This window comes from Variovorax sp. P5_A3 (assembly GCF_056400665.1).
Genome location: NZ_JBFUKW010000005.1, coordinates 61,896 through 77,258, shown reverse-complemented (window position 1 = coordinate 77,258; position 15,363 = coordinate 61,896). Strand labels below are relative to the sequence as shown.

Genomic DNA, 15,363 nt, shown 5'->3' with positions numbered 1-15,363 from the left:
CCCCCAAAAAAATGCGCTTGCTATCAGTCGTGCTCGCGGGAGGCGCAGGCTCCCGCCTTTGGCCCGCATCGCGCCAAGCCTTTCCCAAGCCTTTCATGAAGCTTGGTGGATCGACCTTGCTCCAGAAGGCGATCGAACGGGGGCAGGCGTGCGGTACCGGCGACCTCATGGTCGTGACGAACAAGGACCACCTGTTCCTCACCAAGGACGTGCTGCGGCAGATGCAGGATCCGCCCGATGCGACGATGCTGCTCGAGCCCAAGGGCCGCAACACCGGCCCCGCCATTGCGCTCGCGGCGCTCCAGTGCGTCAAGCAATTCAGCGGCGACACGGTGATGCTCGTCCTTTCGGCCGACCACCTGGTGTCCGATGTGGAAGCCTTCGTCGCCAGCGCGAGCCAGGCTTTCCGGATCGCGGCGCAGGGCTCCCTCGTGGTGTTCGGCATCAGTCCGACCAGCCCCGACACCAGCTTCGGCTATGTCGAGGTGGACAAGGCCTCGCGCGAGAGCCAGCCCGCCAGGCGCTTCGTCGAAAAGCCGGACCAGGAGACCGCGCAGGAATACCTCGCAACCGGGCGCTACTACTGGAACAGCGGCATGTTCTGCTTCACCGCGGATGCCATCCTCGCAGCCTTCGAGCGGCACGCGCCCGAGGTGCTGGCCGGCGCACGCCGCGCCTTCGACGCCGCGAGCGCCACGGGCAACACCGTCCAGTTCGACTCGCACAGCTTCGGCCTGCAGCCCGACATCAGCATCGACTATGCGGTGATGGAGCGCGCCGACAACGTCCACGTGGTGCCCGCCAAGTTCGGCTGGAGCGATGTCGGCTCCTGGCCGTCGGTCGCCAAGGCCCATCCGGGCGATGCCAACGGCAACACGATGCCGTCGGACGTCGTCGCGCTCGATACCACCGGCACGCACGTTCAGGTCGACAGCCACGGACCGAAAATCGTGGCCACCCTCGGCGTGCACGACCTGGTCATCGTCGACACCCCGGATGCGCTGCTCGTGGCGCACAAGAGCAAGGCGCAAGACGTCAAGCGGATCGTCGAGGCCCTGAATGTCCGCAAGCACGAGACCGTCCATCTGCCGGCGGTCGTCCATCGTCCCTGGGGGACCTACGCGTCGCTCAAGGAAGAGGACGGCTACAAGGTCAAGCGCATCACCGTGAAGCCGGGCGAGGCGCTTTCGCTCCAATACCACCACCAACGGGCAGAACACTGGGTCGTCGTGCAGGGAACCGCCATGGTCCAGGTCGGCGAAACCGAATACCGCACCTCACCCGGCGAATACCGCTACATCCCCCTCAAAGAGAAACACAGATTGACGAATATCGGTGAAGACGAGCTCGTGCTCGTCGAAGTTCAATGCGGCGCCTACCTCGGCGAAGACGACATCGTGCGGCTCGCCGATACCTACGGGCGCGTATGAGTCAGGCACATTCCAATTTGCATCGCAGTCCCTGGGCCGACTGGTGGGAAGGCACCCGCCGCACCGACATCTGGTGGACCCTCGCCTGGTTCGACATCGTCCTGCGCTACCGGCGCTCGATGCTCGGCCCGTTCTGGCTGACGCTCAGCATGGGCGCCATGATCGGCGGCATGGGTCCGCTCTACAGCGGCCTGTTCGGCACCGAGCTGTCGAAGTTCTTTCCGCACCTGGCGCTCGGCATCATCTTCTGGGCCTTCTTCTCCAGCATGGTCTCGGACTCGTGCAACGCGTTCATCGGCTCGTCCAACTACCTCAAGCAGGGCTACTTTCCGATCAGCCTGTTCGTGTGGCGGAGCATGTCCCGCAACCTCATCCAGTTCGCGCATCAGATCGTGCTGTATGTGCCGGTGGCGATCTGGGCCGGTATCTCCCTCTCATGGTCGGCCCTCCTCGTGGTGCCGGCCTTCCTGCTCCTGCTCATCAACGCGCACGCGCTGGGCATCGCGCTCGGCCTGGTCTGCACGCGTTTCCGTGACGTGGGCCAGATCGTCACCAGCGTGATGCAGATGCTGATGTTCCTGACCCCCGTGTTCTGGCTACCGGCAAGCCTGCCGGGCCGCGCCCAGTACATCCTCTACAACCCCTTTGCGCAGATGCTCGAACTGCTCCGCGCGCCCTTGATGGGCAACGTGGCCGACGCCCACAACTGGTGGGGCATGCTGGGATGGACGGTCTTCGGACTCATTGCGTCGAGCCTCCTGTTCGCGAAGTACCGCCGGCGCGTGGTCTATTGGCTGTAAAAAATGGCTTTCATTTCCCTCAACAACGTCTCGGTCAACTTTCCCATCTACGGTGCCGGCGCCAACTCACTCAAGAAGACACTGGCGGCTTCCGTCACCGGCGGCCGCTTCGGCAAGGAGACCGGCGTCAACGTGGTGCAGGCGCTGAGCGGCATCAACCTCGAATTGAAGAGCGGCGACCGGCTCGGGCTCATCGGTCACAACGGCGCGGGCAAGTCCACGCTGCTGCGCACGCTGGCCGGGGTCTTCGAGCCCTCTGCGGGCGAGTTCGTCCGCAAGGGAACCGTGTCGAGCCTGATCGACCCGTCGCTCGGTATCGAACCGGACGCGACGGGTGTCGAGAACATCATGCTTCGTGGTCTCGTGATGGGCATGAGCAAGAAGCAGGTCGATGAACTGACGCCCGAAATCTGCGAGTTCAGCGGCTTGGGCGAGTACGTGAACATGCCGGTTCGCACCTATTCGACCGGGATGATGATGCGCCTGGCGTTCTCGATCTCGACCAGCGTGGAGGCCGACATCCTGCTGATGGACGAATGGCTCTCGGTCGGTGACGCGGAGTTCACCGAGAAGGCCGAGAAGCGCATGAAGGACGTGGTTTCGAAGTCCGGCATCCTGGTGCTGGCTTCGCATTCGCCCGAATTGATCGCCAAGGAGTGCAATCGCGTCATTCACCTGGAACACGGACGGATCGTCGAAGCGTCGGTCAGCGCCTGATCAGGTGTGGCGCGCCGAAGCGACGCGCCATCACATTCTGTTTCCACTTCCTTCCCTCGCCGGGGACCCGGCACGGGACGATTCTTGCTCCTGCCCTATGCCGGGCAGCACGCAGATTGAGGCGATCTCCGACGTCGATGCGGGCGCCGGGCGACTCCGGCGTCGCCGGCGCGTGCGCTAGACTGGAAAAGCCCGCAAGAGAACAAAGAACAAGAAATTTCCTGCGATTGAACGAGAAGGAACGCAATGAATACGAGGGACTCGCGCGATCCCGCAAGAGAGGGCGACACGAAAAGCGGGGTTGAACTGGCCCATCCGGAGACGTCTCGCGATGACGCCGTGAAGGAGGCAGAACGTCTGCGGTCTGCCCATGACAAGCTCCGAACCGCGTGGAATGTCGAACGGCAACAGCTGTCCGCCGAGAGTCAGCGGCTGGCCCAGATGGTTTCGGCGCAGCAGGAGGAATTCGCTCGCGAAGTCATGCATGTCCGCGCGGACGAGAAACGTCTGCGCGAAGAGATGGCGCACGCCTTCCGCAGTTCCGCTTCCTGGCGCATCACCGCACCGCTGCGGGCCGCGACCAGGGCGCTTCGCAGGCTGTCCGGCGCATCGCCTTCACCAGAGCATCCTGCGGAACAGGCTCCATCGGAATCGGGGCGCAGCACCTCTCCCGGCCCGGCAGGCACCAGCCCCAAGGCGGCCATGCGCGCCGGGTTCAAGACGCAACTGGACGTCTTCCTGACGTCAAGCGGCAAGCTCAGGCTGCCCTCCCACCCGACACCGGACGTGAGCATCCTGCTGGTGCTCTACAACCAGGCAGAGCTGACCTTTGCCTGCCTGTCCTCGATTGCGGAAGTCACCAACGGAAGCACGCTCGGCGTGGAGGTCATCATCCTCGACAACGGCTCGTCGGACGCCACGGCCGGACTTCTCCATCGGATCGAAGGCGCCAGGATCATTCGCAGTCCGGACAATCTCCACTTCCTGCGGGGCGCCAATCGTGCGGCGCGCGATGCCCGTGGCAAGTACCTCTTGTTCCTGAACAACGACGCCCTGCTCATGCCCGGCGCACTGGAGACCGCCGTTCGCGAGAGCGAGGCCGACGCGAGCGTCGGCGCGATCGGCGGAAGGATCGTCTTGCCGGATGGCACCTTGCAGGAAGCCGGATCGATCGTCTGGAATGATGGCGTCTGCGTGGGCTACGGCCGCGGCGAGCGACCCGACGCACCCGAATTCATGTACCGGCGCGACGTGGACTACTGTTCCGGCGCATTCCTGCTCACGCCGCGCTCACTGTTCGAATCCATGGGTGGCTTCGACGAACGCTACGCACCCGCCTACTACGAGGAAACGGACTACTGCCTGCGCATCTGGCAGTCGGGTCGCCGGGTCGTTTTCGATCCGGGGATCGTGATCCTGCACTACGAGTTCGGAAGCTCGTCGACCTCCGAGCAAGCACTCGAACTGCAGCAGCGCAACTGGGCGATCTTTCGCGAACGGCATGCGGCATGGCTCGAGAGCCAGCAAGCCCACGCGCCATCCAATCTGCTGCGCGCACGCGCACGCACCGGTGCCAGGCGCATTCTCTTCATCGAAGACCGGGTGCCCCACTCGAAACTCGGCGCAGGCTATCCGCGGTCGAACGAGTTGCTGAGAGAGTTGGTCGCAGCGGACGCGGAGGTCACGCTGTTCCCCATGTTCAGCCATGCTGAAACCTGGGAAGGCATCCGACGGTCGGTGCCAGAGTCTGTCGAAGTCATGTACGGCTCCTCCGCGGGGAACCTGCGCTCCTTCCTGGAGAAGCGGCGCGGCTTCTACGATGCCGTCTTTGTTTGCCGTCCGCACAACATGAAGGAGTTCCTCGCCGCAACGCAAGGCCGGCCGGAGCTGATCGGCGATGCCCGGGTCTTCTACGACGCCGAAGCCCTGTTCGCGTCGCGCAAGCTACTGCAGAGCGCGCTGGCCGGCGAGGAGATCTCGTCCGCCGTGGCAGACCAGATGATTGCCGAGGAAGTGGCCTTGACGCGGACCGCCAACGCGATCGTCTCCGTCTCGCCGCAGGAAAAGGCGCAGTTCGAAGCGCACGGGGTCGGCCCGGTCTTCATCCTCGGCCACACCATCGACGTCGCGCCCACAGTGGCGCCCTTCGATGAACGAGCCGACCTTCTCTTCGTCGGCGCCGTGCACGGCGAAGACGCACCGAACGCCGAATCGCTGCGATGGTTCGCCAGCGAAATCTGGCCGCACCTGCAACGAGAACTCGGCCAGGACGTCCAGCTGAAGGTGGTCGGTATCAACCGGGCCCCTTCCGTTGCCGCCCTCGCCGGCCAGGGACTGGACCTGGTCGGGGCAGTCGACGACCTGCGCCCTTGGTTCGAACGCGCGCGCGTCGTTCTCGCGCCCACGCGCATCGCTGCGGGCATTCCGCTGAAAGTCTACGAAGCGGCCGCGCACGGCGTGCCGACCGTCGCGACCGACCTGCTTGCATCGCAGACCGGCTGGCAGTCCGGGCGGGATCTGCTCGCAGCCACGTCGGCCTCCGATTTCGCCAAGGCCACGGCCCGCCTCTACCGCGACGCGGAGCTCTGGCAAGCGATCAGGACGTCCGCCCTGGAACGAGTGACGGTCGACTGCTCTCGCGCGCAATTCAGGAACACCGTGCGGCAGCTGTTGGCAACCGTCCCGACACCGACGACGCCGGCACAACGTACGGTCGCCCATCCCCAAGCCGCGGCGAACAAGGCGCCTCCGGTGAAGGCGGGATCGCCCGCAGTGGCCATGAGCGAGAGTTCGGCGACCGGCGCTCATCACCTGAAGTAGCAGGTACCGCGTGACGAAAAGCATCATCCCCGAACTCATCCCACAGAACGATCTCCGGCGCGAAGGCGAATGGTGGGTCTCCACGGGCGACGACCCCTATTTCCTGATCGAGCTCGCATCGCACCGCGTTCCCACGGGCTGGAACGTCATCCGGCTGGATGCCGAGGCCGAGGCCGAGGGCCAGGTGCTGACACCCACCTTGTATTTCGATGACGGCTCGGGCTTTTCGCAGGACGCGACCCGTCACGTGGCAACCTGCAAGAGCCGTCCCGACGGTTCGCTCGTCCGGTTGCCCGCCAGATTGCGCGCGCTCAGGCTCGACCCCCTCAGCGGACGCGGGCGCTTCAAGATCAATGCCTTGACCTTCGAGCCCATCAGTCAGTATCGGGCGGCGTATCGGCGCGCGCAGCCGGTGCTCGATCAATTGCGGCGCAATCCGTCCTTCGCCCGACGCTATGCCGCCGAAGCCCTCCGGGTCATCAAGCAGTCGGGCGTGAAAGGCTTGCTGCGCCACGCGTTGAGGGAACGATCGAGCGAGCGCGAATCCGACCGCTATGCCGACTGGGTGGCGCAGTTCGGGACCCTGAGCGCCGCCGACCTCGCCGCGATCGATGCGCATACGCGAAGTTTCAAGTCGACGCCGTTGATCTCGGTGCTCGTGCCGCTCTACAACACGCCCGAACCGCTGCTGCGGAAATGCGTCGATTCGGTCACCGGGCAGACTTATCCCAACTGGGAACTCTGCCTCGTCGACGACGGGTCGTCGAGTCCTCATGTCGCCAGGATCGCCGCGCAGTATGCAAGGGCGGACAAGCGCATCAAGTTCATGCGCCGGGCAGAAAGCGGCCATATCGCGGCAGCCACCAACTCGGCACTGAGCCTGGCGACAGGTGATTTCGTCGCGCTGCTCGACCATGACGACGAACTCGCCGCGCACGCCCTCTACATGGTTGCCGCCGAACTCGAAGTTCGTCCCGACCTGGACTTCCTGTTCAGCGACGAGGACAAGATCGACGAGGACGGCGTTCGTTTCGACCCCTGGTTCAAGTCCGACTGGAACTACGACCTCATGCTGTCGCAGAACGCGGTCGTGCACCTCGCCGTGTATCGACGAAGCCTTCTGGAGGACATCGGCGGCTTCAGGTCGGGCTTCGATGGCAGCCAGGACTACGATGTGACGCTCAGGTTCTCCGAGCAAACCTCGCCCGATCGCATCCGGCACATCCCGCACATCCTTTACCACTGGCGGGCGATCGCCGGCTCCGTGGCGCTCGCCACGACCGAGAAGATGTACCCATACGAGGCTGCCGCCCGCGCTATCCAGGAACACCTCGACCGCACGGGCCGCGATGCCCGCGTCTCGATGGAAGCCCACCTGGGCTACTACCGGGTGAAATGGGCCCTGCCAGCGGAGCGCCCTCGCGTCACACTCATCATCCCGACCAAGGACAAGGTCGATCTGCTGCGCGTGGCAGTCCAGACGATCCTCGACAAGACGCAGTACGAGAATTTCGACATCCTGGTCGTCAACAATCGCAGCGAGCAGGCCGAGTCCTTCTCGTACTTCGAAGAGATCGCGCGGCTTCCGCGGGTCCGCGTGATCGACTACGACCAGCCTTACAGTTTTGCCGCACTCAACAACTGGGCCGTCGGCCAGACCGATGCGCCGCTGCTGGGTTTCGTCAACAACGACATCGAAGTGATCGAGCCCGAATGGCTCGCCGAGATGGTCGGGCATGCGCTGCGCGCCGAGGTCGGCGCGGTCGGCGCCAAGCTCTTCTATCCGAACGAGACCATCCAGCACGCCGGCGTCGTCGTCGGCATCGGCGGACTGGCAGGCCATCCTCACGTCGGGCTGCCGCGGGGTGCCCTCGGCTACTTCGGCCGCGCTGCCTGCACGCAGCAGTTCTCGGCCGTCACCGCGGCCTGCATGCTGATGCGCCGGGAAGTCTTTCTCGAAGTGCAAGGATTCGACGAGAAGAACTTCGCGGTGGCCTTCAACGACGTCGATATCGGATTGCGCCTGCGGCAGGCCGGCCACGCCATCGTGTGGACACCGTATGCCCAGCTCTTCCATCACGAGTCGGCGAGCCTCGGCCTTCCGTCGGGCGAGGAACGCCGCAACCAGTTTTTCGAAGAGTGCAGCAACTTCAAGCGGATCTGGGCCGACGTCATCGCGAACGATCCGTTCTACAACCCGAACCTGACCATTACGGGGGGGGACTTCGCCCCCGCAGTCCCGCCGCGCGCAGCCAGGCCCTGGTTGCCTTCGGATCCGGCTTCGGCCGCCAGCCCATCCCATTGAACAAGCCATGAGCAAAACAGCAGTTGTCACCGGCATCACCGGCCAGGACGGAGCCTATCTTGCCGAACTGCTTCTAGCGAAGGGCTACAAGGTCTTCGCGACCTACCGGCGCACGAGCTCGGTCAACTTCTGGCGGATCGAGGAACTCGGGATCCAGAACCACCCGAGTCTCGAACTCGTGGAATACGACCTGACGGACCTCGGCAGTTCCATGTTGCTCATCGATCGGGCCCAGCCTGACGAGGTCTACAACCTTGCGGCCCAGAGCTTCGTCGGCGTGAGCTTCAACCAGCCCGAGACGACGGCGCAGATCACGGCGATGGGCGCGCTGCACCTGCTCGAAGCGATACGGCTGGTCAACCCGAAGATCCGCTTCTACCAGGCCTCGACGTCCGAAATGTTCGGCAAGGTGCAAGCCATCCCGCAAGCCGAGGACACGCCCTTCTATCCGCGCAGTCCCTATGGTGTCGCCAAGCTCTTCGCCCACTGGATGACGATCAACTATCGCGAGAGCTACGGCATCTTCGGCGCCAGCGGCATCCTCTTCAATCACGAGAGCCCGCTGCGCGGCCGGGAGTTCGTCACGCGCAAGATCACCGACGCCGCCGCCAAGATCAAGCTCGGCAAGCTGGATGTGCTGGAGCTTGGCAACCTGAACGCCAAGCGCGACTGGGGCTACGCCAAGGAGTACGTGGAAGGCATGTGGCGCATGCTGCAGGCCGACGAGCCCGACACCTTTGTGCTGGCCACCAACCGGATGGAAACGGTACGGGAGTTCGTCGACATGGCATTCAAGGCTGCGGGCTTCGAACTGCGGTTCGAGGGCGACGAGCAGCACGAGGTCGGCATCGAAGTCGGCAGCGGCAAGACGCTGGTTCGCGTCAACCCGAAGTTCCATCGGCCCGCCGAAGTGGACCTGCTGATCGGCAATCCCGCGCGCGCGGCTGAAAAGCTCGGATGGGTGCCGAAGACGACGCTGGAAGAACTCTGCGCGATGATGGTTGCGGCCGACCTGCGCCGAAACGCGCAAGGGCAATCGTTCTAGACGCGGTCCCCCGCGGACTCAGAGCGGCTCGATCCGCAATTCGTAGAACGCGATGCCGAGGAGCCGGTCGTCTTCTCCGAGGCCGCGGGCCTTGGGCGACATCGGATTAGGAATGTCGATCCGGATGAGATTTGACCTGGAGGCGTTGTCAAATTCGAGCACCTTCTCCTCGACCACGCCTTCCGCCAGCTTGAACGACTTCGAGTTCGAGCCCGCATGCATCACGAACTCGTCGTGCGGCGCGGATGCGAAGGCGCGGCCCTTGAGATGCACGGCGAAGCGTGCCGGCAGCGGCCTTTTGAACGCGATCGTGGCAACCTTGCCGGTCGACCAGGCGCCCCATGGCTCCGCGCCCGACAAGCCCTGGGTCTTGCTGACCAGGCCCGGCCAGGACGTCTTGTCGAAGGTCAGCGTTGCCGATTCCACGATCCTGGCCAGGGCAAAGTCATCCATCGAAACCTCGAAATGCCTTCGCCCCGCAAGCGCGACATCTCCCACCGTAAGCACCCACTCACGATCCTCGGGAAGCTCGGAAAACTCGACGCGCGTGCCGGCGGGGACTTCTTTCAGCACCACGTTCGGGTTGTCCAGGTACATGGCGGCGCGCAACAGGCCGGCCGGATCGGAACCGACGACCACGAGTTTCGAGATGTCTTCGTCGGCCAGGTAGTTGTTCGCCACGATGCCAGCGCGATCGTAGATATCCGGCGTCTTGCGTTGCCCGAGGTCCGCATTCACGGACGCGGACGCAAGCAGAGCGAACGCCGGGGCGTAGATGAAGACGTACAACCGGGCACCCAGCCGAGCGTCCGCCACCCAGGCGACCAATGCCGCAATCGACAATCCGGCCAGCCACTTGAAGCAACGGCCGTTGAGCACGAAGCCCCTCAGTTCCGGGTTGTCGACATAGCTCGACTCGTACGGCACCAGTCCCCCTGCGAGGCCGTAGACGGCAAACAGGCCCACCGGGATGGCTGTGCAGAGCCGCCAGGCCAGGGACGCCTCATGCGCACCCTGACGCAGGAATCCGGCAGCAACGATCAAGAGCAGCGGCAATGCGAAGTTGTAGTAACGCATGTGCAGCCTGTTGACTGCCTGGTTCGGGTCCGCATAGGGAACCGTGGCGGTGAAGAGCGCGACCACGATCAACAGGCAGCCCAGGATCAAGGTGCTGTAGAGGGCGGTCTGCGTCGTGGATGCATCCCTGCGTCGCACGATCGAGGACAGCGTCACGCAGGCGCCGGCAGCGATCGGCATGCCGAACATCAGTGCCAGCGCAATGAGGTGTCCCTGGGCCACATCCATCGCCATCGCGACGATTTCCAGGTAGTGCGAGAGGCTCGCCAGGCCGGTATGGGCCATCGACCCGTAGGCCGTGCCCATGAGGGTCAATCCGGCCCGTCCCGCCACGGCGTAGCCGACCCCGAACTTCAGGACCATGGCGCAGGCGAGGAACGCAGCGACGCCCTTGAGCGCTTCCACGATCCCGCCGATGCCGGCGCCCGGCTTGCGCGTCGCGACCCACGCGAAAACAAGCAGCGCCGGCATGAACAGGATGGCGTGCGGCTTGACCAACGCGCACAGTCCGAACAGCAGGCCCAGGACCGCGAAGGACCGCGGCGTCGAGTTCCGATCCAGGTTCAGCGCGTACCAGGTGAGCACCCAGAAGCAGAGGAAGTACAACGCCTCCGGCATGAAGTAGGCCGTGTAGACGTTGATGGGCCCCACCAGCGCCAGCAGAGTGACCGCAGCGGCCGCGACCTGGCCGCAGGTCTTTCTCGCGCTCAGGTAGATGAATGGCGCGGCCGCCAGGAAGACCACCACGTTCAATACGCGTGCGCAATCCAGAAACGCGTCGCCACAGATGTTCGTCATGCGGAACAGCGCGAGATACAGGTAGCCGGGCACGGCGGACTCGGCAAACGGCACGAGCCTCGAGAACTTGCTGTAGAGCGTTTCGTCGACCACGACGGCGTAGAGGCCGCCGTTGCGCAGCACCAGGAACAGAAGCAGGAGCACTCCGACACAGATGACCAGGTAGCGCCTGAACTCGCGCGTGCCGACGAAGGCGATTCCGGTCGCCGCGTTCCAATTCTTTTCCACGATTCCAGTCATCACTCTTTTATTTTGGTAGTCGTCACGCCAAATACCGCTGCGCTTTCGAAACGCTGCGGGCTTGCGCGGACTTCAACTCGAGGCCGGGCCCGCTGGTTCGACGCGACGGTCAACGCCGAGAAGAGCCTTGAGCGTCTGATTGCACGACTGCTCTTGTCGCTCCAGCCAGTTCTCGTCCGCGAGCTTGAGTGCCTGCAAGCACAGTTGCGCGGCCGCTTCCCGCGAGTAGTTCTCGTGCACGAAGGCCCAGCCCGCCGTCCGCATCCGGGTCCAGAGCGCTTCGTCCGAGTACACGCGCATGACTTCCCGCGCGAACGCCTCAGGTTCGTCGGCCACGCGCAGATGGCTCGACTCGTCGGTTCCGATGCCTTCCGCGGCGATCGTGGTCGCTACGCTCGGAACGCCGTGCGCCAGGGCCGTCACGAGCTTGCCCTTGATTCCCGCGCCATAGCGCAATGGCGCGACGAACACTCGCGAGCGCTCGAAGTACGGCTTGAGATCCTCCACGTAGCCGGTCACCACCACGCGATCACTCGCCATCGCAAGCACCTCCGGCGGAGGCTGGTGGCCCACCACGAGCAGTTTGGCCTGCGCAGGAAGTTGCTGCTCTAGTTCGGGCCAGATCGACTGCATGAAGAACCGGATCGAATCCACGTTGGGCAGGTGCGGAAAGCTTCCGAGGAACATGATGTCCTTGCGACCATCGCAGCCGCCACAGTCCTTGTCGATGTCGGACAGCCAGGGCAGCACCACGATGTTCTTCAGCGGACGCGGCATCTCGTCCTGGATGATCTTCTTCTCGATCTCCGTGTGCACGAAGCTGGCATCGGCGCGGGCGAACATCTCGAGTTCGAGGGATTTGGTGACCGCCGCCTTGAATATCCCGCTGGCATCCGCGTGGGTCGAAGCCCCGCGCAGCTCTCTCAGGTAATGCAGGTCCACGTTCGCAAAGACGACCCTTGTGGATGGCGACAACTCGCGCAACGGCGCGCAGACAACGGATGCCACGTTGTATCGGTACAGCAGTGCGTAGTCGAAATAGAAGGAGTTCTCGATGACACCCCTAATATCGAGCGCGTACGGCATGTAATGACAACAGACGCCCAGTCGTTGAAGGCGCTCCGTCGCGGCACCGAGATACCTCGGATCATGCTGGGGAAAGAAGCTCTCACCGAACCCCAGGTCCCGGTAGGTTCTCATGACTTCGTCGGTCACGATCGAGCCGGAGTCGTGATCCGGCCGCGGTGTCAAGGCGTCGACGATCAGGATGTTCTGCGCGAACCGCCACGAAGCCGCCCGCGCGGAGAGCGTGCCGGGCACGGGATGGGACAGCAGTTCCGCTGCAAAACGCTGGGCGAACTTCCTGAGATTCTCGACCTGATAGGCCTTGACGCCCTTGCTCGTGTCACGCCCATGCGTCACGCCCTCATAGTGGATGGCGCGGGAGAATGGCATGTACCAGACCTCGTAGCCGTGACGACGAAGGCGAAACGCCAGATCGGCATCCTCGCAGTAGGCCGGTCGATACCACGCGTCGAAGCCACCGAGCTCGTCCCACACCCGCCTGCGCAGTGCGATGGATGCCCCCGAAATGAAGTCTGCCTTGCGCGCATGGCAATACTGCGGCCGGTTCGAATCGTCACCGCGGCCGTAGTTGTGCGCGGAGCCGTCGCGCCAGAAGATGCCACCGGCTTCCTGCAAAGTGCCGTCGGCATTGAAGAGCTTCGACCCGGTCATTCCCGCCTTGGGAAACAGTTCGAACCCGTCGATGAGCTCGTCCAGCCACCCGGGCACCACCCGCGTGTCGCTGTTGAGCAGCACGACGAACTCTCCCCGGGACAGTTGCACCGCGGAATTGCAGCATTCGAGAAAGCCACCGTTCGCCTCGCGTCGTTCGTAACGGATCCAGGGAATGCGCGCGAGCAGCCCTGTGCGCGTGTGCTCGGGCGAAGCGTCATCGGCGACCAGGATCTCCACCGAATGCTTCGATTCGTGCTGCGCGAGCGAGTCCAGGCAGTTCAGCGCGAAGGGCATTTGCCCATAGACGGGCACGATGATCGACACCTTCGGGGAGGACGAGTCAATGGACAGGAGCGGCTTGCGCCCTGCCATGCTGTCGACACTGCGTTCGATAGCCTCCGGCGTGCCCCGATCCTCGAAATCGAAGCCTTGCCCCGCGAAGTAGGCCACGCCTGTCATCCGCTCGTGATGCACGATGTCGTCGGGCAATGGAAAGGATCTGCCCGGCACTGCCCATCGGAAGTTCTTGAGTCCGTGACCAGGCAGGATCCGTTTTTCCAGGCGGCCGCACATCACCCAGTGGGCCAGCGGATTCGCTCCGGACTCGCGCAGGTCGGGGTACAGGCCCAAATAGGCCTTCATCGATACGACGGGTGAAGGCTCCGCCATGCTCCGGTGTCCGGTGGCCAGGTAGTGGAGCAAGGGATCCATCCCGCTCTCGACCACCACAGGGTTGGCCTGCAGGTAGAACGCTGCATCGAAAAGTCCGGCATCGCGGATGGCCCGCGTCACTTCCTCCAGTCTTGCCGGATCGAACGGCGCCGGATCGATCCATCGGCCCTCGCGCTGCCCGTGATACGCGTAGTGCAGTGCCGCCTTGGACGCGCCCTCAATGTCCGGATAGAGCGCCGAATATGCGACGGGATCGAATCCCAGGGAAGGCCGCCGTTCGCTCGCCATGCCAACCTTCACGAAGTGTTCGGCGGGAGAGAGCCCGCTCGAATCGACATCGGGATAGGCCCGTCGATAGAAACCGGGATCGAATACGCCGGAAATCGTCAGCGTGTTGGCGATCTGCGCTTCTTCTGATTCGGCGCCACCATTGACGCCCAGTCCCAAGCGGCGCTTTATCGGCCCCAACATCGACGTCCACTTCATTGTTCCTCGCTTCTACGGTAAGACTGTCCCGCATTCGCGCGGATAAACGGGCGCGATGCGCCATGGATTTGCTGGGCGCACATCTCCGATGCGCGCTCCGACGCGCGATGCGTCAGCACCACTTCAACTTCAAAACGACTGGCCGTCCTTGTTGTGCCGCAGGTCTGCCTCGACCATCATCGTGCACAGTTCTTCCAGCGTCGTCTTCGGCTCCCAGCCCAGCTTTTCGCGGGCGCGGGCGGGATTGCCGATCAGCAAGTCGACCTCCGCCGGCCGATAGAACTTTGAATTGACCTTGACGAGCGTCTTGCCCGTCGCGACGTCGATGCCGACCTCGTGCTGCTCCTCGCCCTCGAAGCGAAGTTCGAAACCGGCCGCCCTGAACGCCAGGTCGACGAAATGGCGAACGGTCTCCGTGCGATTGGTCGCCAGCACGAAGGTGTCGGGCTCGTCGGCCTGGAGCATGCGCCACATGCCTTCGACGTATTCCTTGGCGTAGCCCCAGTCGCGCTTGGCACCAAGGTTGCCCAGTTCCAGCACGTCGAGCTTGCCGAGCCGGATCTTGGCGACCGCGTCAGTGATCTTGCGCGTGACGAACTCGCGACCGCGCAGCGGGCTCTCGTGATTGAACAGGATGCCGCTGCAGCCGAAGATGTCGTAGCTTTCGCGGTAGTTGATCGTCATCCAGTGCGCGAACAACTTGGCCACGCCATAGGGGCTGCGCGGGTAGAACGACGTGTTCTCGTCCTGGGGAATGGCCTGCACCTTGCCGAACATCTCGGACGTCGAAGCCTGGTAGAAGCGGATGCTGCGGTCCGTGAGCCGGATCGCTTCCAGCAGGTGCAACGCACCCATCCCCGTGATCTGCGCAGTGGCATCAGGCTGGTTGAAGCTGACGCCGACGAAGCTTTGGGCAGCGAGGTTGTAGACCTCGTCCGGGCGGGCCTCCTTGATCAGCGAGAGCGAACTTCCGAGATCGGTGAGGTCGTGCTCGACCAGCTTCAGATTGGGATGGTTCTGGATACCCAGCTCTTCCATGCGCCAGAAGTTCACCGAACTCGTCCGGCGAAAGGTGCCGTGCACGACGTAGCCCTTGCTCAAGAGCAGTTCGGCCAGATACGCGCCGTCCTGCCCGGTGATCCCTGTAACTACTGCGTGCTTCATCTTGTTCGCTTGCTGATGGAGATGGAAGCCCCTGATTGTGCCGCAATGCCAATCGGGTCCTTGCCGGAC

General features: G+C 63.8%; 9 protein-coding genes. 6 read left to right on the top strand and 3 right to left on the bottom strand.

Features of this window, described 5'->3' with window-relative positions; translation table 11 throughout:
* Positions 1-11: 11 nt before the first annotated feature.
* From AC1D3B_RS09675 to gmd (AC1D3B_RS09650), 6 genes are all read left to right on the top strand, one after another.
* The gene (locus tag AC1D3B_RS09675) at positions 12-1,430 is read left to right on the top strand and encodes a mannose-1-phosphate guanylyltransferase/mannose-6-phosphate isomerase (protein WP_478190448.1); all 1,419 of its coding nucleotides are present in this window, start codon (positions 12-14) and stop codon (positions 1,428-1,430) included.
* A 17-nt stretch (positions 1,431-1,447) separates the two neighbouring features.
* Entirely contained in the window at positions 1,448-2,230 is a 783-nt protein-coding gene (locus AC1D3B_RS09670) for an ABC transporter permease (protein ID WP_478190447.1), read from the top strand.
* 3 nt (positions 2,231-2,233) lie between these two features.
* The gene (locus AC1D3B_RS09665; protein WP_478190446.1) at positions 2,234-2,947 is read left to right on the top strand and encodes an ABC transporter ATP-binding protein; all 714 of its coding nucleotides are present in this window, start codon (positions 2,234-2,236) and stop codon (positions 2,945-2,947) included.
* A 246-nt stretch (positions 2,948-3,193) separates the two neighbouring features.
* Positions 3,194-5,767: a glycosyltransferase gene (locus AC1D3B_RS09660; protein WP_478190445.1), complete on the top strand. Its 2,574-nt coding sequence runs from the start codon at positions 3,194-3,196 to the stop codon at positions 5,765-5,767.
* 10 nt (positions 5,768-5,777) lie between these two features.
* Positions 5,778-8,072, top strand: a complete 2,295-nt coding sequence (locus AC1D3B_RS09655; RefSeq protein WP_478190444.1) for a glycosyltransferase family 2 protein — start codon at positions 5,778-5,780, stop codon at positions 8,070-8,072.
* 7 nt (positions 8,073-8,079) lie between these two features.
* On the top strand, positions 8,080-9,117 hold the full coding sequence (gmd, locus tag AC1D3B_RS09650; protein ID WP_478190443.1) for a GDP-mannose 4,6-dehydratase: 1,038 nt from the start codon (positions 8,080-8,082) through the stop codon (positions 9,115-9,117).
* Between the two features lie 18 nt (positions 9,118-9,135).
* Here gmd (AC1D3B_RS09650) and AC1D3B_RS09645 read toward each other — a convergent pair whose 3' ends face one another.
* The 3 genes from AC1D3B_RS09645 to gmd (AC1D3B_RS09635) form a co-directional block, all read right to left on the bottom strand.
* The gene (locus AC1D3B_RS09645; RefSeq protein WP_478190442.1) at positions 9,136-11,220 is read right to left on the bottom strand and encodes a DUF7024 domain-containing protein; all 2,085 of its coding nucleotides are present in this window, start codon (positions 11,218-11,220) and stop codon (positions 9,136-9,138) included.
* Between the two features lie 84 nt (positions 11,221-11,304).
* A complete protein-coding gene (locus AC1D3B_RS09640; RefSeq protein WP_478190441.1) occupies positions 11,305-14,130 on the bottom strand; it encodes a glycosyltransferase in 2,826 nt (941 codons plus the stop codon).
* 129 nt (positions 14,131-14,259) lie between these two features.
* Complete coding sequence (gene gmd / locus AC1D3B_RS09635; protein ID WP_478190440.1) at positions 14,260-15,294, bottom strand: GDP-mannose 4,6-dehydratase; 1,035 nt, start codon at positions 15,292-15,294, stop codon at positions 14,260-14,262.
* Between the last annotated feature and the right edge of the window lie 69 nt (positions 15,295-15,363).